This is a genomic window from Mucilaginibacter terrae, assembly GCF_042679325.1.
Lineage (GTDB): Bacteria > Bacteroidota > Bacteroidia > Sphingobacteriales > Sphingobacteriaceae > Mucilaginibacter > Mucilaginibacter terrae.
This window is the reverse complement of the sequence record NZ_JBHTMJ010000010.1, coordinates 59,914-80,648: the sequence shown is the minus strand read 5'-3', so window position 1 is coordinate 80,648 and position 20,735 is coordinate 59,914. Positions and strand designations below refer to the sequence as shown.

General features: G+C 40.3%; 12 protein-coding genes. All 12 read right to left on the bottom strand.

What is annotated here, in order from left to right; genetic code table 11:
* Positions 1 to 49: 49 nt before the first annotated feature.
* The 12 genes from ACFQ3S_RS08860 to ACFQ3S_RS08805 all read right to left on the bottom strand — a co-directional run bounded on the left by ACFQ3S_RS08860 (position 50) and on the right by ACFQ3S_RS08805 (position 20,707).
* Entirely contained in the window at positions 50 to 1,480 is a 1,431-nt protein-coding gene (locus ACFQ3S_RS08860) for a GDSL-type esterase/lipase family protein (RefSeq protein ID WP_377163432.1), read from the bottom strand.
* 264 nt (positions 1,481 to 1,744) lie between these two features.
* The gene (locus ACFQ3S_RS08855; protein WP_377163430.1) at positions 1,745 to 3,187 is read right to left on the bottom strand and encodes a family 16 glycosylhydrolase; all 1,443 of its coding nucleotides are present in this window, start codon (positions 3,185 to 3,187) and stop codon (positions 1,745 to 1,747) included.
* Between the two features lie 55 nt (positions 3,188 to 3,242).
* The gene (locus tag ACFQ3S_RS08850) at positions 3,243 to 4,646 is read right to left on the bottom strand and encodes a family 16 glycosylhydrolase (RefSeq protein WP_377163428.1); all 1,404 of its coding nucleotides are present in this window, start codon (positions 4,644 to 4,646) and stop codon (positions 3,243 to 3,245) included.
* Positions 4,647 to 4,678: 32 nt separating this feature from the next.
* Entirely contained in the window at positions 4,679 to 5,641 is a 963-nt protein-coding gene (locus ACFQ3S_RS08845; protein ID WP_377163426.1) for a ferritin-like domain-containing protein, read from the bottom strand.
* 10 nt (positions 5,642 to 5,651) lie between these two features.
* Entirely contained in the window at positions 5,652 to 6,392 is a 741-nt protein-coding gene (locus ACFQ3S_RS08840; RefSeq protein WP_377163424.1) for a ferritin-like domain-containing protein, read from the bottom strand.
* 39 nt (positions 6,393 to 6,431) lie between these two features.
* Positions 6,432 to 7,319, bottom strand: coding sequence for a glycoside hydrolase family 16 protein (locus ACFQ3S_RS08835; protein ID WP_377163422.1), 888 nt, complete (start codon positions 7,317 to 7,319; stop codon positions 6,432 to 6,434).
* 23 nt (positions 7,320 to 7,342) lie between these two features.
* The gene (locus tag ACFQ3S_RS08830) at positions 7,343 to 8,893 is read right to left on the bottom strand and encodes a RagB/SusD family nutrient uptake outer membrane protein (RefSeq protein ID WP_377163420.1); all 1,551 of its coding nucleotides are present in this window, start codon (positions 8,891 to 8,893) and stop codon (positions 7,343 to 7,345) included.
* Positions 8,894 to 8,953: 60 nt separating this feature from the next.
* Complete coding sequence (locus ACFQ3S_RS08825; RefSeq protein WP_377163418.1) at positions 8,954 to 12,160, bottom strand: SusC/RagA family TonB-linked outer membrane protein; 3,207 nt, start codon at positions 12,158 to 12,160, stop codon at positions 8,954 to 8,956.
* 87 nt (positions 12,161 to 12,247) lie between these two features.
* The gene (locus tag ACFQ3S_RS08820) at positions 12,248 to 13,420 is read right to left on the bottom strand and encodes a glycoside hydrolase family 130 protein (protein WP_377163416.1); all 1,173 of its coding nucleotides are present in this window, start codon (positions 13,418 to 13,420) and stop codon (positions 12,248 to 12,250) included.
* A 1,152-nt stretch (positions 13,421 to 14,572) separates the two neighbouring features.
* Complete coding sequence (locus ACFQ3S_RS08815; RefSeq protein WP_377163414.1) at positions 14,573 to 16,129, bottom strand: rhamnogalacturonidase; 1,557 nt, start codon at positions 16,127 to 16,129, stop codon at positions 14,573 to 14,575.
* A gap of 4 nt (positions 16,130 to 16,133) precedes the next feature.
* Positions 16,134 to 18,227, bottom strand: a complete 2,094-nt coding sequence (locus ACFQ3S_RS08810; protein WP_377163412.1) for a glycoside hydrolase domain-containing protein — start codon at positions 18,225 to 18,227, stop codon at positions 16,134 to 16,136.
* Positions 18,228 to 18,235: 8 nt separating this feature from the next.
* Positions 18,236 to 20,707, bottom strand: coding sequence for a glycoside hydrolase family 2 TIM barrel-domain containing protein (locus ACFQ3S_RS08805; RefSeq protein WP_377163410.1), 2,472 nt, complete (start codon positions 20,705 to 20,707; stop codon positions 18,236 to 18,238).
* Between the last annotated feature and the right edge of the window lie 28 nt (positions 20,708 to 20,735).

Here is a 20,735-nt window from a genome sequence, read left to right as displayed (position 1 = left end):
TGTAAGGGTCGACCGCTTTACATTGGTTAATTTAGAAGCTAAATTGTATTTACTGAATTGGTTTTGAAACAACATTGATAATAAAATTCACTATGGGCGCCGGGTTAGTGAGGCTATGAGGATGATGTTTAAATCCGGGTTTGTGAATAACTGTTATAGTACCTCCTAATGATTTCACCTGCTGTTCGAATGGAATGGTGTTCTCATCTGGTGGCACCACTTCGTCGGCGTCTGCCAAAACATGCAACATTGGATAACGACCTTTTACAATTTTCCCTACCTTGTCTAAAGGACTTTCGCTAAAACGATCTTCATCTAATGTGGAAATTAGGTTGTAATCGACCTTAACCAGTTCCCAATCTTTCTTACTCCCGGGACCTTTACCTTTGCCGCCCGGCCAGCTTTTCAGATTTAATACTGGGTTGTCTGCATATACACAGGCCACTTTTTCAGGATTTTCAGCCGCCCAGTTGTAAACGTATACGCCACCACGACTCATACCTTCTAATACAACCTTCTTGCATAAGCCGGCTTGTTGCATAAGATCATAAAAATCATTCCAGATGTTAATTGCTTTAGAGTTGCCGTAAAGTTCCGCAACGTCGCAATAGACTAAATGATAACCCCGTTCAAGTAAGGCCACATCCGTTTGGGGTTCGGTATTCCAAAATCGCGCTCGCCAGATCCAGGGGTGACCAACTGCCGACCATTTAGGTTGTACTACCTTACAATCCCTCCCCTGAAATTTGAAGTCAGTGCAAGCGTAACCATAAAATGAGGAGATATGGGGTGATGGAGCAATTCCAGCAAAAAAGCTTAACGCTCCGGTGTGCTGAGCACTGAGCAGTTCATTCAGGCGGGTTGCTATGATTGTTATACCTTGAGCATTTGGGTGAATTAAATCCCTGAAGAGCGTTGGCTGGTCAATCAGAGGTAAGCGAAGGCTGATGACTTCCAGTTGATCTTCATAGGCCAGTTTTTGTATGAGCGGTGATATTTTACCCGTTAACACGCGGTCCCATACATCCGCGGTATCCGGTTTAAATGAAGGCGGTGGTAACAACAAGATGATGCGCGCTTTCGGAGAAACTGCTTTAAATGAGTGGATCAGTTCCCTGTAATCTTTCAAAAATTCATCCAGATGAATTCGGTTTATTGGTTTGCTATCCTCTATCCCAAATTCCATTAAAACCACATTCGGCTTACTGGCCATTGCCTGCTGGTACACTTTTTCATCCCTATAAGACCTCCCGCCCTTCGAGACTACAGTTGCGCCACTCACCGTATAATTCAGAACGGCGTAGCTGCTGCCCAATTTTTTTTGGAGTTGTGCAGGATAAGACAATGAATCAGCTATATGAACACCGTCCTGCACTTTAATCAGACCAGTCCCAATACAAGCCACCCTGATCTGTGAGAAACCAGCACTACATATCAAAAGAAGTAAAGCTAAAGTGAATAACGGTTTGAGGTGCTTCACAATCTGCGTTTGATTAATTGCTAGTTATATCGTTAAATTATTGAAGACTTCACTTTGACAGTGCTAAAAAACACGGTATTATCAAGGCTTATACTCAACCGCCGCCAAAGGGCAAGAATCTCTTAAATCCACTTAATCAAATGATTACGATATGTTACTTTAGCATTATTTTCCGCCTGGTAGTTATAAATAAAACCTCATCACGTACAATAATGAGCGCACGTGATGAAGTTTATTAAAATCATAAATGGCCTTTAATAATGGTTATGGGTTCTTACTGTAAGCTCTGAAATAATCGACCTGCATTACTTTAGGGTAAGGAATGCTAGGATCGAGCGTTCCGAAAAAGCCGCTGGAAGCGTTATACAATGAGAAAACTACACCCATACGATAATCCGTTCTGTTGGGTGTTGTCCAGTATAAAACGTTGTTAAAATAATAGTTCATTACGGTCGGTGTCCACTCCAATGCGTAAACGTTATAACTATCGGTTAAATTTGGTAAAGTATAATTATAAACAGCCGCCTCTGTTACGCCGCCACCACCAAGGGTATGGTCGGTATAATGCGTAGGATATCCATAATCGCCATAGCTTCCGGGCTGCTCAATAATATCCGCTTCTGCCGACTCTATCGTACCGCCATCCTGCGCACCGATCATCCAATAAGAGGAGCAGCTACCACTACCATGCTGCGTTTTGATCCGCGCTTCGAAATAACCGTATTTTTGCGCGAAGAGGATTTTCCTTGGTATTGCACGCCCACCAAGGAAATGCATCTGATAATCTTCGACCGACTGTATACCCGAATTAGAGTGAGTGGAGTTCTGCAAAATTTTCAAGTTCAGTGACCCGCCGCTAACGGTGTACACTGCTGCTGCTTCCGCATCTGTCGATGTTCGTCCACGGAAGTAATACGGCGACCATTTTGTGGTATCCAAACTTGTACCACTAAATTCATCTGCCATTGTTAATGTATAACCTGGCTTTGTTGATGGATTGATAGCGATCTCGCCCGGTGCCGCAATCACTTTACAGGACGATACCAAACCAGCAATATCGTTGTAAGGTACATAGCTCATGGTAGCATCATTACCGGAAAAAGTACAAGCTTTTCCTTGAAAGTTATCGTCTGCAAACAGGATAACAATTAGGCCTCGGGGTACCTTAATCGAATTCACCCAATCATTGAGTATACCTTTAGCGTTAAGTTGTGCAAGCGTATAACTGCCTACCGTTAAAGGCTGACTTGCGGTGCCTCCGTAATTGGTGTTTTGGTAGCAAGTGGCATAAAGTTCGACCTTGCAAGACGACATCTGGTCGTTGGCATAAGGTGTCAAAGTTGTGAAATTTGTTTCATCCGAAGTAAATGTCCAGGATGTACCGGTAAGATTATCATCTTGATACATTGTTACTTTAACTCCGAAGGGCACTTTGATCGATGAGGCAGTGTTATCGGCAATGCCTTTAGCAGCCAACTGAGCTTTAGTGTAAGTACCCGCATTTAGCAGAACAGCAGTTCCTCCATAGCTGGCAGCTGAATAAAAAGTTGCACCAGGCAGGGGCCCGAAAGTGGATTGTGTTTGTTTAGCTGGCGGTGATTTTGATAAGTTTTCGGCATCAGCATTGCTTGATTGTTGTTCAGCCTTTTTGCAGGAACTGACAATCATCAGAAAGAGCACCAATACCATGTAGAGTTGATTTCTCATTTTTTTAGATTTAATATTAATTTTAGAATTTGGTTAAAAATCAATTTATTAAGTTCTACGGGTTTTTTGAGTAAGCCCGGAAATAGTCTATCATGAATTCTTTGGTTTCTCCTATATCAGCCGGATCTGCCGTACCAAACCACGCGCCTGTAGCACGATAAAAGGATAACAATACACCCATTTTATATTGTGGAGATTGAGGTATAGTATAATAAAGCGTATTATTAAAGTAAAACTTTAACTCGGTAGGTGTCCATTCTAAACCGTAAATATTAAATGTTTCGGTAACGTTAGGCGTAACTCCGTGTGCTCCAGTACCCAAAGTAGTTAAAGTTGCATCACCCCAGTTATGTAAGCTGGAAGATATGGCGAACTGACCGTAATGTCCTGGTTGCTCCAAAACATCTACCTCTGCAGTTTCTGAAGCCGTATTTTGTTCACCCACAAGCCAGAATGTAGAACAGTAACCTGTTCCTTTTCGTGCCTTGGCCCTGATTTCAAAATACCCGTATTTTTGAGAGAAATTAATTAATGTTGGAATCGTTCTGCTCCCATTTTTATGCCAGTTAGTTCGGTCGATAGTTTGTACAGAAGAGGTTCCGTCACCTACCCTTTGCAAAACCAGGCAACCGTCCCGCATTACATATTGTGCTGCCACATCCGCATCTTGAGATGCACGATGACGCAGATAGTAAGGAACCCAAAGACCAAGATCCAAATTTGATCCATTAAATTCATCATCTTTTGTTACGGTATAACCAGCTTTCGCGAGCGGGTTTGCAGGAAAATCCCGTACCCTTACACTTACAGACGTTGCTACATCATTCAACCCGGTAATAGATGCGAAATTTTTATCCTGGGTAAGTTGCCATGAACTCCCTGTGAAATTATCGCCGTCGTAAACTGTAAGTAATAAGCCGTCGGGCACTTTTGCCGACGACAGCGTGTTATCACTAATGCCTAAGGCTAAAAGTTGAGCTTTTGTATAATAGCCAATTGCCAACGCTGCTGTAGCTCCTGCATAAGTATCAGCATAAACATTTACAGCAGCTTCAACTTTACAAGACGATACTTGATCGTTGGCACTTGGGGAAAGAGTGGTAAAGTTGGGTGTATCGCCATTTAATACCCAGGATGTCCCTGTAAAATTGTCATTTTGATACATTGTAAGCTTGTAACCCGTTGGAACCTTCACGGACGAAACATAATTGTCCGGTATTCCTAAACTATTAAGCTGGCTGGTTGTGTAATTGCCCGGGCTAAGGGCAATACAGGACACCCCCCCGTAGCTTATATTTTCAAAAAACGTAACTCCTGGACTTGGCCCCGAAAGCGTTTTATGAATGCTCGCCTCATCGGTTTGCGTTTCTGCAGCGTTTTCGATGATCTCCGCTTTTTTGCACTGCGTGAAAACTAATATAAATAGTATAGGAATAATGAAACCTGTTCCCTTCTTCATGATTTTCTAATTAATAATTAAATAACTGGACATTAAAACCCTCTTGGTAAAAAAGGGGTAATTATTCCAATAATCTCAGCTGTAGTTAACGGCTCGTCAAATGATTCTATAGCGGCGGTAACCGGCAACACTAAACCTGTTTCTATAGAGCCAATTTGATTAATGTTAATAGGACGGTCTTCACTTGGTTGTGCCGTAGCGTTTTCTCTTACTGTACCAAAGTAAGTTAAATCCACATTTGCACCTAAGCCGGTATCGTTAGGGCCGGCACCAGCAGTGGTGGCAGTAGTACCACTTATCCAAGGCTTGAAAGTTGCAGGTGCGGCACCCTTGTTGTTTTCAACTTTTCTGGCCCTTCGCAGCATTCTTAAGTGGGCAGCATGCCTGGCTTCAACGGTGTGAATGCTTAGCGCTGCTGTTAGTACAACCTTTTCTCCCAATAATTGCGCAGCCTGACCTTTGTAAGCTCTTACCCCTGTATCTTCAAATACCTGTGCTAAACCTAAAAAAGTATCATAATCGGTAAATACTGCATTGAACTTTCCACCACCGGTGAAGTCGAAATTACTTACTGTAGGTATTGGATCGTATTTTAATGGCGTTCTTGGAGTACCACCAAGCGCATTGATCGTTTTAATTAAGAAATTGATATGTTGCAATTCGTGATTGGTAATATTTGCCAAATCAGTTGCTACGGCAGCAGTTTGCCCTTGTGTAGTGAAGGTTGCAGCTACAGTTGTACTTGTTCCCCGTTTGTATAGTTCATACTCTAAATATTCAAGCGTGAGGGCGAAGTTTAAAATATTAACTATCTCAGTTGGTGTGGCTCCATAAGCTTTTTTAAATAAAGTACCTAAGGCAAATGGAAGCGCCGCAACGGCAACCTTTGAACCGAAACCGGTGATGCTGGAAATAGCTTTTCTTCTCGGATTTATCCTATCTCCAATTTCTGGATCAAATTCTTCTATTTCTTTCAATATGTTCAAAAAGTTCATAATCTTTTCTTTAAAAGTTAGGTAGGTTGTTAGTAATTATAGCCGATTTAATATACTTGGAAGCAATGCTTAAAACCTGAGTCGGGCTTTTTGCTACTTCTAATCCATCTGAATCAAGTGTACCACCAGTGGCCAACGGATCTGCAAATGAACCCGGCTTAAGCAGATTGCTGATCACTGCAGCATGTCTTCCTTCAACCGAAGAAATTTTTCCGGCAACAAGCAAATAAACCGGTGATTTTATTAAGAAAGCTACACCATTGTAGGCTGACACTCCCAAATCCTCAAAAGCCTTGGCGTTGGTTAAAATAGACGTCCGGTTAGTAAAGTCGATACTGGAAAAATCTAAATCAAGTGCACCAATACCTTGTTTTAATAAAACAACTTTAAGATACTCCCTATGCGCAATTTCATGATCGCGGATATCAATTAAAAACGACTGTTCTGTAGCGTTAAATAATGTTGTGAAGGTTGGAGATTTAGTTACTCGAGTATAAAAAGCCGCCTCAAGTTGTTCTAATGCATAAGCATAATTCAAAATCGCAATGTCTCCGCTCTTAAAATCGAATCCAAAGTCATAAGGATCTTGCTTATCAAACTCCTTTTCTTTATTGCATCCAGTGGATACTGACGCTAAAACAGCAAAACCAGCACCGGCATATTTCAGGAACGATCGTCGCTGTTCCTTAGCAGATTTACTGTCTTTTTGACTAAGGATTATATTTTCATCCTGATGAGTATTTTTTTCCATAATAATTATTATAAATGATGTTATGAAACAGTATTGTAGTTAATATTTATTACCTTTTTTTGTATATGCTCTAAAATAATCAACTGCAAACTCCTTCGGATAACTAATAGATTTGTCAACTGGTCCAAACCAGCTTTTATCACCCTGATAAAAGGATATCAAAATACCCATCTTATATTGAGGCGACCTAGGTACAGTAAGTACGAGTTCGTTGTTCAGATAATACTTGAGCGTAGAGGGTGTCCACTCCAAAGCATAGATATTAAACGATGTTGTAAGATCTTGCTTTGCGGTTATCTTCTGTCCAAAATCCCTTTTTTCTACAGAATTAGGCTTAAGCGTAGAGTCGCCCCATAAATGAAGACTCGACAATCCGGTATAGTTACCATAGTGGCCAGGTTGTTCAACTACATCAATTTCGGCGCTTTGAGCCGGTGTTTCCTGAATACCTAGTAACCAAAAAGCTATACAATGCCCTTTACCCGTTTGAGATTTCGCCCTTATTTCGAAATATCCATATTGCTGTACAAAGTTTATTTTTGTTGGTATTTGTCTCACTCCTAGCTTATGCAAATCAGTTCGTTCAAAAGTTTGAATAGATGAACATCCGTCAGAATTTCGCTGAAGCACAAGGCAACCATTTTCGAACTTATATTCAGCCCTCAAATCCTTGTTGGATCTGTGACGCAAGTAATAAGGTATCCACAGCTTCTCATTAAGTTTTGTTCCATCAAATTCATCGTTAACGCTTAGCAGCCATCCTTCCTTTTTTATAGGATTCGCAGGATAATCCTTTTCTGCTTTTAACGAATCAATATTATTGGCTTGTGATGTAAATGAACAGCAAAACAATAATACGGTGAACAAAACAGCACCCTCTTGATATAAACACTTAATTAGTAAGGGTATGCCGATAATTTTTTTCATTAGTTTTAGTTGAAGGTTTCAAATTAGTAATTAGGGTTCTGTTTAACCACGCCGATAGTATAAGTAACTTCATTTGCTGGTATAGGCAGTAAATAATCTCTATCATCGCGGAAACCTGTTCCCTGTTTTGGGAAGGTGTACCCTACAAGTCTGGTTGAATAGGCTCTCATCACCTCGCCATAACGTTTCTGTCTAATAAGGTCTTCTCTTCTCCATCCTTCCATACCTAACTCGCAACGCCTTTCATGCCATATGGCTAACCTCAATAGATTTTGATCGGTAGTAGTGACGTTAGGAAGAGAGGTGGCAATATTAGTTGGCGGCACATATGCATGTTTAGATCGTTGAGGGTCTAAAGGAGGTGTTTGTCTTGCTCTTGTCCTTATTTGATTTAAATAAGTTAAAGCCTGGCCGCTTTTGCCGTTTTCATTTAAAACTTCTGCATATAGTAACAGAATATCGGCAAAACGAATTAGACGTACGTTGTAACTAATTTGCAAAAACGTAAAGCCAGATCTTAAGTAATAAGGCACTGTAGTTTTACGTCCAAATAAGCGAGTACGATAATTTACTGAGTTATCTTGATCTGCTGCATCATTCAAGAATCTGTCTCCTGTTTGAGTAAACGTATAAGTAATTCTTGGATCATCCAGGTCAAACTCATTGTACAAATCAAGTGTTGGTTGATGACCGTTACCTCCCGTATAATTGGCATTACCTGCAATATTGGGTGAAAATGCCTGTGGAATTTGCGTACCAATCTGGAGAGTTACCTCTGTAGTTTGTGTGTAAGGTATTTCAAATACCGATTCTGTTGATCCTTCGGTTCGCCAATTGTTACCATAATCGGCCAGCAATGTATAATCTCCTGATTCAACAACCGTTTTAAGCGCTAATTCTGCATTCGTAAAATCCCGGCGAAACATATACACTTTCCCTAGAAGCGCATAAGCCAATCCGCGGGTAACTCTGAACTTATCTGCAGCACTTAATTGCGGTCTGGCTGGCAATGCGGTTCCGGCAGTGATGTCGGAAATTACCTGCGCCCATACTTCGTCAGCCGTTGAGCGGGGAGTAGTTAGCGCCTCGTTAGGTGTAACAGGTTTTGTGAATAGTGGTACACCACCATAGGCCGTAACTAAACTGTAATAACAGAATCCACGCAATAATTTTGCTTCGTTAATGTATTTCGTAATAGTAGCTTGGTTGCCTACAGCATCACTGGATAATGTGATAACTTCATTTGCACGGGCAATGCACAAATACAAGGTTTGCCAACGCTGAGTTACAACTGACTCATTGGGAAACACTGGAACAAATTGTCCGAGGGGATCTTCACCAACACCATCATCTGTAGAGTTATCACCGAGTAACATGTGGTTCATGGAAAATTCGCGACCATATGTTTTTAATTGGATGTACACACCAGTTAGTGCTTGCTGAACCTGGCTTTCTGTTTTGTAAAATTCAGTAACATTTTGTACCCCATAAATGGGTTGTGTAATCTCTCGCTTACATGCGCCAGCGGCAAATGATAGAATGACCAGTGACAAATAAAATTTTATATTTTTCATACTTTTTATTTTATTATAACCTCTTTTGAACTTTGAAATAGATAGAGAAAATCCGTTTTCTTAAAATTGAATATTTAATCCTGCCGTTATTGTACGCGCTGTAGGGTATCTTACCGGATCATAACCTAAATTCAGCACATTGCTTGACCCTATTTCCGGATCTAACCCCGTATATTTAGTAAGGGTGAACAAGTTTTGTCCGCTTACAAAAAACCTACAACTTCTAATAAGATGGGCTTTGGCAAGAAGTGATGATGGTATGGAATAGCCAATCTGAACGTTTTGACATCTTAGATATGAGCCATCCTCTACATACCAGGAAGAATTGCGATAGTTAGCATTTGTACCTGGATTACCATTCATTATAATTGGCCAGTCGTCGTCATCTCCTTCCTTTTTCCATGCATTTGTAAGTGCAATTGCTAAGCCATTACTGTTCTTAGGCTGGCCAAAACTCTTTAAAGAATTAAACAGATCGTTCCCTAATGTGCCTTGAAATAATGCTGTAATATCAAAATCCTTATAGGTGAAGCCTAGATTAAACCCAAAAATCATATCCGGATGGGGATTGCCAACGTATACACGATCATCATCATTTATCACACCATTTCCATCGGTATCCTGAAATTTGAATTCACCAGGTAGAGCGAGAGGCTGTAATATTTTACCTGTGGACGATACGTAATTTGTAATTTCATCTTTATTTTGAAATATACCCAGCCGTTTGTAAGCGTAAAACCTGGATATAGGGCCACCAACTTCAGTTTTATTAACTGCTAGATTATTTAGTAAAACTGTGCCGAAAAGTGGCAGGTTTCCGTTACCAAGGGATGTTACTTTATTTTCGTAAAATGATGCGTTACCTCCAATTCTGTAACTGGCATATTTTCCGATGTTGTCCCTGTAATTCAAGGTTATTTCCAAACCTCTATTAGTCATATTACCGGCGTTAGAGAACGGAAGGGAATTGCCACTAACATTATAACCGGCAGAAGCGGGTAAAGGAATCTGCAGTAAAATGCCTTCAGTTTTTTTGCTGAACACATCTGCAGTCAGATTTAGTTTACTTTTGAAGAATGCAGCGTCTATACCAATATTCGTTTCTTTTTTAACTTCCCACTTTAAGTTTTCGTTACCAAAACTGGTTGGAACATAGCCATTAACAAGTCCTGTACCGAAATTATATACGTTTGCTGTTGACGTCCCTATAAATGAGAAGGCTGCGTTATTACTATTAATTTGTTGATTACCTGTTAAGCCATAACCTCCTCTTAAACTCAAACTCGAGACATACTTATTAATGTTAAGCTTTTTAAAAAACGCTTCATTGCTAGTTTGCCAGCGCAATCCAAAAGATGGAAAATAACCCCATTGTTGACCTTCTCTAAATCTTGAAGAGCCATCTGCTCTAAAATTTACATTTAACAAGTATCGGTTGTCATAATTGTATCCAACACGGCTTAGATATGATAATATGGCTATTGAACTACGTCCTCCCCCATTGGCAATTCCAGTGGTTCCGGCATCAATTACACGAAACTCTTCATCATTACTTGGCGTACCATTTCTCCTGGCGCTTAATGTATTGCCCGTTTGTTTCTCATAAGTGGTTCCCAACAGAGCAGTAACAGCGTGTTTACCAAACTTATTGTTATACTCTAATTGCTGACGTAAGGTGTAATTTAAAGTTTGATTTCTTTGAGCCTCCAGATTACTAACTAAGTTAGATCTTGTATCCGCTCTCGCAGTATTATACACATCTGTGGTTTCAACAAAATAAGGAGTAAAAGTGTTGTATCTGAATAATCGAAGGTCTAAATCTGATTGTGTATAAAAACTTAGTCCTTTAAAAATGTTTATCCTGGCATTAATGTTACCCTGTGTATTATAATTGTCAACATAAACATCTCTACGCTTTATTAAACCAACTGAATTTGTTTGAAATGATGATTCTGCAGGAGCGTACTTGTTAAACTCATAATTGTCACTACTAGGATCTATATTAGGATTGATTACCGGTGTAAGTGGGTCTGTCATAAATATATACGCAAACCCAGGCAAGCCTCCTAAATAATTTTGCTTGTAGTATATCTGGCTTATGTTAATTCCTAATTTAATCCTTTTACTTAAATCATAATCGGCTACATAACGCGCTATTGCCTTTTGAAAACGGGTAGTAATAATACTGCCTTGTTCATTTTGATAATTTAAGCTAAGAGCTGTTCTCGCTTTTTCTGTACCATTTCTAACGTTCAGATTGTAGGTTTGAAATACAGGAGTTTGATTGAGGGCATCATACCAATTGGTATTATATCCCTTTAAATATTGCTGCGTAAGCCTTGTATCTGCAACCGGCTGGCCTGGCTGCTGATTTCTTACTGCGGTAGTTTGTTGTTCATAGTACTCATCTGCATTTAGTGGCCTTGGATAAGCATAATTTGATTTAAGCCCAGCATAACTGTCAAAGGAAACAATATTGTCGCCTTTTTTTGCCTGTTTTGTTGTAATTACGATGACACCGTTTGAACCCCTCGAACCATATATAGCTGTGGCCGAAGCATCTTTTAAGATATCCATACTTGCGATATCATTAGGATTAACGTTGTTTATATCGTCTAAAAACTGACCATCGACAACATATAACGGGTTATTGTTATTTGTCGAATTGAAACCTCTGATTCTTACTGATGCTGGATCTCCAGGTTGGCCCGAATTGCTGGCTACATACACGCCCGCAGCTTGACCTTGCAATAACTGCGAAACATTAGTTACTGCAAAATTTTTGATTGAACCTTCGGTAACTGAAGCAATTGAACCAGTAAGATCACCCCGTTTTTGAGTAGCGTATCCAATTACGACCACGTCGTTTAACGAATTTATCGCATCTTGTAATTTAACATCTACCCTATTACCGCTTACCAATACTTCCCTTGTATCAAATCCAGTAAAAGAAAAAATGAGTGTGTTTTTTCCCGCAGGCATTACTAAAGTATAAGCACCTTTAGCATCAGTGATAGTTCCCCCATTAGCATTCTTAATTTTAACAGTAACTCCGGGTAGTACCTGACCAACGTTATCTGTAACAATTCCAGATACTTTAGTCTGACTTTGAGCTACGGAAGACAGCGCAATTAACAAAAGACCAACCGACAGGGACAATACCCGCCCCGTTTTAATTACACGTTTCAAAAATATGAACTGTCGAATTGATGAATAGATCAGGGATGTTCGTAAATTTTTTATCATAAGTTTATTAATTTGGTTCATTACATTTTAGATAAAGTTGGAAACGGCTTTTCTCAAGACAAAAGCTAAATCTTTCCTATAGGCATTACACTATTTTTGCAGGTAGCATCAATTTGAAGTTGTGGTGAGCATTTGATCGGGTAAAGCTTCAGCAGACGGATCGTAAACGGCTACAGCTACTTTTGAATCGGCACAGCCATAATATAGAAACCATTTCTTTTTGAAATATACCAAACCTTCTATAAACACTGTACCATCCACATATTGACCACTTTTTTCAAAAGCTTCGGTTGGTCTCAAAAAGGGAACATCTAATCTGGCTAATACCTTTGTTGGATCTGTTTTATCAAAAAGAACCTGACCGGCTGAGTAAGAATTAGCATTTAAGCGGGAATCACCTCCTAAACCTGCCAAATTTTTACCGTTGTAAAGCAAAACAATGCCCTTATCTGTGATAACAGCCGGAGGACCGCACTCTGTCAACTGACTATCGAAATAGCCCTTACGTGGAGATATTAATTCTTTAAGCTCGTTATTGCCATCTACAACCGGCTCCCAATCTGTTAAATTACTAGATGTGGCTGCATAAACATGTCGTTCTCCCCAATACATCCAGTACTTACCGTTTATCTTAGCAATTACTTGCTTATCACCCACCAATTTTGTAACTATAGATGCTGATTTATGATGGATATTAAGGAATTTACCTGAATAAGCGCTTTCAAACGCAGGACCATGCTTAGTCCAGTTTATTAAATCTTTTGAGGTAGCTACACCTAACCGTGGTAACTTACGGTTCCATTGAGTATAAAAGATCACATACAAACCATTCTCCGTAACTGCTACCCGGGGATCTTCGCAACCACCTGTCCACTCAAACTCCTTTTGACTATCATTTGTGGGAAATAAGACAGGTTTACCTTTCCTTTTGAAGTGTATACCATCTATACTTTCTGCATAACCAATACGTGATGTTCGTGACCCGATCCTTACACCGCTCTTATCTTCAGCCCTGTATAAAACAACCACCTTACCTTCTTTTATTACTGCGGCAGGGTTAAAAGTATCATTTGCCTCCCAGGCAATAGCCTTATTAGTCATTGGATCAGTAAACACTGATGCGGGATTAGGCGTTATTATAGGATTTACACTTTTAGGTCTAACAAATCCGCCTAAAGCCCATTTAGGCAAATCAGTAAATTGGGTAGTCTGACCAATAGCAGAATCAGCTGAAATCAAGACGGTAGCTAGTACCACTAACTTTGTAAGAAATTCTCTCATAACAATAATTAAAAGCAGGACTTATTAGGTATTTTAAATAGCGCTTATCACTGAAGCACATTATAATTGGTATAGGCAATATTAAATCAATAAAACCGGTTTTGCAATAATTTATAATATTTATTAATCTTCCTTCTTTTTTTAAAACATCTAAACCTGAAATAACCGGATTCTCCTATGTAAACGGTTGTATTTCCTACACATGATTTAAAAATAATTATTCAAAGCCATGAACGCTTAAATTTGATAACGGACCATACTTCGAATCATGAAATTAACCAATGTAGTAAGGACAAAACATTCGTTGAAAAAGTAAGTCGGCAAACAAGATTGATTCTTGCGGAATGTTAAATCTGCAAATCTCACAAAGCCGCTAATGACCAATCTATGAATATATTTCAAGTCCTTTTTTTGACGATATGAAATATTGGAAACAAGAAATGAAACCGCAAAGAAAAGTACGTCAGTAAGTCTTCTTCTCATATTTTGAAGCTAATGGTGTTATTAGAATAGATCCGCTTAATGATTGCGGGTAGTTTATATTGGTATAAAACAAAAGTAGTTAATAAAACCGGTTTTGCAAATTTATAAATATTATTTTATGAACAATTTGCAAAATTTATTATCAGCTGCTTCTCCTGATAACATTAAATTAATAAAACCGGTTTTTCAAATATTTTGAATTATTTTTAATGCTTTGCGTATTTTCCCTGTCGCCCCCTCAATTCACCAAAAAAATCCCTTAAGAAGATTTACAATCGCTTTATATATTAAAGCCAATATATAACTATCGTTAGTATCAGCAACCAAAACTAATCTTTATAGCCACCCCAAGCCTACATTAGTTTCACTGACTTACAATTTGATTAGCTTGAAATCATTGCTTGTCCTACTTTAGGTAATGCAGAGTGGGAATTCCTTCGTAAATAATCAGCGTATATCAGATGTATTAACGCTACCATATTTGATAGTTGCAGTTAAGTGTCTGCTCATCATAAACAAATGGATACTTTAAGAAGCCTAACTTTCCCCAGTCCCTTTTTGTTTCTTTTGCAATCCAAAACAAGTCGGCCATTGAAGACCGCAATTACAACTTAAAAACCAAATGGTCGCGCAAAATATCGCCTTTTTCATGACGGTAATTTATTTAAATTAATTCGATTGTTTTTTCAATGCCTTATCGAGTGCTGGGGCGTGTTCTATGCTGAGATTGCTAACATTGGTGAACCTAAATAAATCATTCGTTGCAACTGGAAATCTAAAGCGGTCTATCTCTAATCCGTTTACATCTTCGGCTATGATTACCGGTCGTTCATCGGGTTTCAATGTGGTAAAGCTCATATTATATAATCTTAAATCCCTTATATGCCGTCCGTAAATCCCATAAGCCGGGTTTACACCCAATAAAAAGGGTTCTGGGTAGCCTTTTCCCAATTCCGGAAAATTACGTTGACCCTGGATTTTTGTACCACCTCCCTTGTACTGAATATTGATATTTTGTAAGGTTATGTTTTCAAGCGGATAGCCTGGCATTCCAGTGAGCTGAATGCCGCTAAGGGAATCGGCGCCGATAACATAGATATTGCTGATCAGGATATTGCGAACCACGCCCATCTTCATCGTGGCTTTAGGCCCCCGGTTGCGTTGACCAAGTGTGACGTAAATAGGGTAATGGTTGACATTCATCATCGTTATATTGGATATAGTAATATTATCGATCGTTCCTCCATCAACTTCTTCCAGCGCGATACCATTGCTGTGCCAGAATGTACAGTTAGAAACTACGCAATTCCTGAAACCTCCGTTAGATTCCGTACCGAATTTGATCCTGCCGCCGGACCACCCTACTGCATGGGGAATTCTGCGCCCATCAATCAGGGTTCCTTCTTCGAATGCTGATACCTGGCAATTAGTTATAATCAGGTTTTCTGTAAAAACAGGCTTATTTAATGCGTAAGAACTTTTAGGACAGATCGCATCGTCTCCCGGAGAATTGACCCGGCAGTTACTTACTACGGTATTTACGCAACAATCAATATCAATTCCATCTCTATTCGTGTCTATGTTCAGGTTATCCAGCGTGGTACGGTCACACCCGGTAATAATAATAGCAAAATGACCGCCGTGAAAGATAGTAATGTCTCTTATCAGCACGTTTTTACATAGTTTTAGTGCGATAGCCTTATCTCCCGTGCCTATAGATCCTCCTAAAACCTTCCCTTCAATCTCCTTGTCTTTCCGCGTAAGCCCGCCGCCGTCAATCATCCCATTTCCCGTAATAGAAACATTTGACAGACCGATACCCCATATCAGGCTGTTTTTGAAATAAGTGTGTCCTCCATCCTGGTAGGCCGTGTCTGTAAAGGCCTCCGGTTCATCATAAGCTTTGAGTTCGGCAGGAGCACCCAGTATTTTAGCGCCAGCGTCAAGGTAGAGGTTTATATTGTCTTTAAGCCTGATGCTGCCGCATAGATAAGTGCCGGCAGGTACATATACAGTACCGCCTCCGTGCGCGTTGCAATCTATAATAGCCTTATTGATTGCATTATGATCTAAATTTTTTCCGTTACCCTTGGCGCCATATGACCTGACATTGTAGGACATAGCCGCAAGCACGCTTTTGGTTTGAGCTGGACATACCTGGACATTGCTTAGCACAATAGTAGCCCATAGCCACATCATGTTTTTAATATTTTTACGGATTATCATTTACTTATTGTCTTTTTAAAGTTGTTAAATAAGGTGTCGAGATACCCCATTTTGGATTTGGCTTCTCTCCTAACAGAAACTTTAGCACTCCTCCATTAATAATTTCCTTATGGGTAATCCAGTTGCGTTTGAGCGGTTTACGATTCAGCCATGCTTTTTGTATATATATGGCACGATCAGTACGCTTTTCCGAGATAACACGGAACTTTTTATTATTTGAGACTTTAATAGTTACACTATTAAAAATTGGAGAAGATAACGTATATACCGGGTCACCCACATTAGCAGGGTAAATACCCATCGAAGCCAGAACATACCAGGAAGACATCGTTCCCGCATCATCATCCATTTCGGGGACGTAGCCATCCGGTTTTAATTCGTAAGTTAGTCCTATGTAAGGTGTTTTAAATTTTCCATGGGTCGCATAATCATCCCGTACCGGCTTGGTCAGCAATTGATCTACAATTTTTTGAGTGAGATAGGGTTTGCTCGTAAAATTAAAAAGATAAGGCACGCTAATATCCGGCTCATTGGCATGATTATATAAATGGTTTTCAAAGAAATACTCCAGTTCTTTTAAAAATTCTTTATTCCCCTTTAACTCCATCATACCGCGTATATCATACGGTACAAACCATCGGTATTGCCATAAAGTTCCTTCATATAAACCATCTCCACCCACGATATCTGAGTTTTCGTTCATATTTAAAAACTTGGCCTTCCATATGTTTTTATATTTTGCAGCCTGTAAAGCGTAGCGGATCATATCATCCTTACCCAGTATTTTTGCAATCTGGCTCAGAGCCCAATAATCATAAGCGCTTTCCAGTTGCTGATCCGGAGATTTATCGGGGTAAGCGGCAGCTTCTTTAACCAGCAATGGATAAACGGATTTAAGATCAAACTTATTGATGCCTTTGCGGTAACAATCCAGAAGCGTGATGACCGCATGTTCGGTTCTTACGGTTGGGTAAGGTTCTGTAGCTGTAGCCCAGGGGGCTTTCCCTTCATGATAAAGATCAACCAGTGAACGGCAAAAATCATTCATAACCGCTGGCTCAGTAATTGTAAGCAATGGCATTTCGGTTCTGAAATTGTCCCATAACGACCAGCCATGATAATGTGTATAATCCTTAGCATGGTAAAGCTTAGCATCGGACCCACGATACTTGCCCGAAGTACCACTAAGATCAGACGGTGATAACATAGCATGATAATAGTGCGTGTAAAAAAGCTTCACATATTCCTGCTTCCCCTGAACATCAATCTTACTCAGTTTTTCTTCCCAAGCCATCGAAGCTTTATGCTTAATTTCATTAAAGCTTTTATTACCAACTTCAACATGGGCATCGTCTGCAGCTTGCTGCGAACTAACTGAAGATACGCTCGTTTTTACACTGATTGCCTCCCCTTTTTTAACGGTAAACATATACCATATCCGGTGCCCGTCCTGGCGAACAGAATCAGCGGAACGGTCCATGTTCACATGGTAATAAAATTTATACTTGCCCAATTTACATACAGAAAATGCCTCTACGCTCCCATTGAGCGACTGCCCGTTCAATTCATGCTGTTCAGCAATCAATTGTTCCAGGGAAGAAGAGAGATCAATCATAATCCAGGCGCTACCCGCTTCCTTATAAGTAAACTCCTGCCAACCTGTCCCGTTACTAACCGTTAGTCTGCATGCAATAGTGGGTTTTGTTAAAATCACCTGATAATAACCGGGTTCGGCGCGTTCACTAGTTTTATCATAGCTATAACTTGTCGTATCGCGCTTGCCCATACCGGGTTTAACCAAAATGTTTCCTCCTGCACCTTTACAACCAACCCCTTCCATTCGATTAATTGTAAACCCTTTAATGCGTGGGCTGGTATAGTCATAGCCTGCCTGATTTGTGGGGTCAGTTGCAGGGCCCAACTTGACCAATCCAAAAGGCAATGTTGCGGAAGGTGTAAGCTGACCGTGATCGCCGGAGGTCCCAACAAAAACATCCACAAGAGATGTATAATTTTTTGAGGCAGAATGAGTTTGTGCTTGCAGGCTTAAACAACCAAGTATACCTATTGCATTTAACAGAAAGTGATAAGTTTTCATTGGTTAAATTATTTGCTGTGAATCACTAAAGAACCACTGGCTAATCCATTTGCAGAGGCTTCGATCTTTATTTCGCCAGGGATATAAACAGGTTGGATAACCGCCATACACTGCCCGTGCCAGACTTTTCTTTCGAAAGCCTGAAAACTTGAGAGATCTTCAGGATTACCATTGCCGACAGCAATCAGTTTTCCCTTTCCGCTAACCTTAAAATTTAATTTAAAATCATCTGCATAAGGAACGATATCACCATTTTCATCGACCACTTTAGCCGTAATAAACGAAAGATCATTAAGGCTGGCTTTTATAACCGACCTGTCAGCAATCAGGCGGATTGCATACGGTTTGCCCGCTGTTTTTAACGTGGTGCTCGCTATTTCTTTACCTTTCTCAAGGGCCTGTGCAGTTAAAACTCCTTGCTGATAAGGTATTTTAAATACTGCGGTAATGCTTGTGTCCGGAATTATTTGTTCACCTACTTTTTTTCCATTGAGCATTAACCTGATCTGACGGGTTCTTGAAAATACCCGGACCTGCAATGAATCACCTTTAGCTTTAGGCCAGCTCCAACTGTGCTGCTCATCGGGCCAGCTCCACTGCCCAAGATCTTCCTTCATGCCATGGGGTATGGGAGCATGAACCATCATCTCAATTTTACTTTTATTCCAAACCACGTCTCTGTAAAAGCCGGAGGGTTTTTTAACCCCGGTTAAATCGAAGTCACCGCTACCACCAAAATACCATGGCCACACATCTTTCGTTTTAGTTTGAGGCTGATTCTCAGATATGATTTTACTGTGTCCGAGGGTCGCCTCTCCAATGTAATCAAAAGCAGTCCACACAAAATCGCCAATCACACCAGGGTACTTTTCAACCTCACGCCAGTTTTGTAACATCTGATTTGGAAACGATTCTGTACCTACAATGATCCGGTTGGGATACTTCGCCAGGTCAGGCCCGTACCGTTCGTATTCGTAATTGTATCCTGACACATCCAAGACCGCAAAAACAGGTGGTGTATCCCTGTCCCACGTATACTTATGGTTAGGCCCTTCCCAAAATTTACAAATAGCAGATGTAACGGGACGACCCGGATCTAACTCATGAACGCGATTTAACAGCATTTTGGTTGTTTCGATCCCCAATGGCTCTACCCTTTCAGGTATTTCGTTCCCAATACTCCACATGATCACCGACGGATGATTCCTGTCCCGCATAATCATTGCGGTAAGATCTTTATTCCACCAACTGTCAAATGCAATATGGTAATCATCGCTATTTTTCTGCTTATGCCAAATATCAAACGCTTCTTCTACAACAAGCATACCTAGTCGGTCGCAAGCTGCAAGCAGCTGTTCCGAGGGCGGATTGTGACTTGTTCTTATGGCATTGTAGCCAGCGGATTTGAGTAGTTCGATTTTGCGCTCTTCTGCCCTATCAATGGCCATTGCACCTAATAAACCATTATCGTGATGAATGCAACCACCCTTTAGCTTAAGAATTTTTCCGTTCAACGCAAAGCCCTTGGAACTGTATTCGATACCACGGACACCAAATGGCATGCTGAGCATATCCATTTCAGATGCTCCTTTCCTAATTTTAACAGTAACCTGGTGCAGTGTTGGAGTTTCTGTTGACCACAGGTCTGGCCTTGTCAAACTCACCGCATATTTTGCCAATGTGCTGTCTTTGGCTTTAATGCTCAATGATTTGTTCAGGAAGCCTACAACTTTACCATGGCTGTTAATTATATTAGTGTACACGGAAATCAAAGCAGGATGTTCAGATCGATTAACCACCGTCAGTTCCAATCCAACTGTCGCTTTAGCGGCTGATACACCTGAAGAGTAAATATGAAGACCGTTAATCGGAATAAATATAGAATTCGACAAGCTTAAAGTCACATGACGGTAGATCCCCGAACCGCTATACCAACGGCTGTTTTTACCTGCGTTCTGTAACTTTACAGCAATAACATTGACCTTTCCGGGTTTGTTCAGGTAGGCCGTGAGCTCGTAATGAAATGGTATATAGCCATAGGGCTGAATACCTAAATAATGACCATTTAGCCAAACCTCTGCGTTCATGTAAGCGCCATCAAAATTGATAGACACCGTTTTTCCGGCACTTTCCGGGTCGAGTATAAAAGCTTTACGGTACCATCCGGTTCCACCTACCGTATAACCCGTAGCAGCGCCTCCGATGCTATTATGAGAAAAAGGACCTGAAACCTCCCCAGCCGAGGGGGTTGGAAGATCCGATATAGACCAGTCATGAGGAAGATTCACCTGATTCCACGTAGCGTCGTTATACGACGGCTTTTCTGCTCCCTGCAAACTATCTCTTAAGAATTTCCAATCCCGGTCAAAAATCCTGGTACCAGCTTTGCCAGAAAATTTTTCCTGTCCGTGGACCTGATTAACAAAAGCGGAAATACCGATAGCAAATAAGAAAAAAATGGATAAACGTTTGATACTCATTTGAGGCTTTAACTTGATAACTGGTGTG

Excerpts from the sequence above, each read along its gene's own strand:
- ACFQ3S_RS08855 (WP_377163430.1), bottom strand. The coding sequence starts at position 3,187 with ATGAGAAATCAACTCTACATGGTATTGGTGCTCTTTCTGATGATTGTC.
- ACFQ3S_RS08850 (WP_377163428.1), bottom strand. The coding sequence starts at position 4,646 with ATGAAGAAGGGAACAGGTTTCATTATTCCTATACTATTTATATTAGTT.
- ACFQ3S_RS08845 (WP_377163426.1), bottom strand. The coding sequence starts at position 5,641 with ATGAACTTTTTGAACATATTGAAAGAAATAGAAGAATTTGATCCAGAA.
- ACFQ3S_RS08840 (WP_377163424.1), bottom strand. The coding sequence starts at position 6,392 with ATGGAAAAAAATACTCATCAGGATGAAAATATAATCCTTAGTCAAAAA.
- ACFQ3S_RS08835 (WP_377163422.1), bottom strand. The coding sequence starts at position 7,319 with ATGAAAAAAATTATCGGCATACCCTTACTAATTAAGTGTTTATATCAA.
- ACFQ3S_RS08830 (WP_377163420.1), bottom strand. The coding sequence starts at position 8,893 with ATGAAAAATATAAAATTTTATTTGTCACTGGTCATTCTATCATTTGCC.
- ACFQ3S_RS08825 (WP_377163418.1), bottom strand. The coding sequence starts at position 12,160 with ATGAACCAAATTAATAAACTTATGATAAAAAATTTACGAACATCCCTG.
- ACFQ3S_RS08820 (WP_377163416.1), bottom strand. The coding sequence starts at position 13,420 with ATGAGAGAATTTCTTACAAAGTTAGTGGTACTAGCTACCGTCTTGATT.
- ACFQ3S_RS08815 (WP_377163414.1), bottom strand. The coding sequence starts at position 16,129 with ATGATAATCCGTAAAAATATTAAAAACATGATGTGGCTATGGGCTACT.
- ACFQ3S_RS08810 (WP_377163412.1), bottom strand. The coding sequence starts at position 18,227 with ATGAAAACTTATCACTTTCTGTTAAATGCAATAGGTATACTTGGTTGT.
- ACFQ3S_RS08805 (WP_377163410.1), bottom strand. The coding sequence starts at position 20,707 with ATGAGTATCAAACGTTTATCCATTTTTTTCTTATTTGCTATCGGTATT.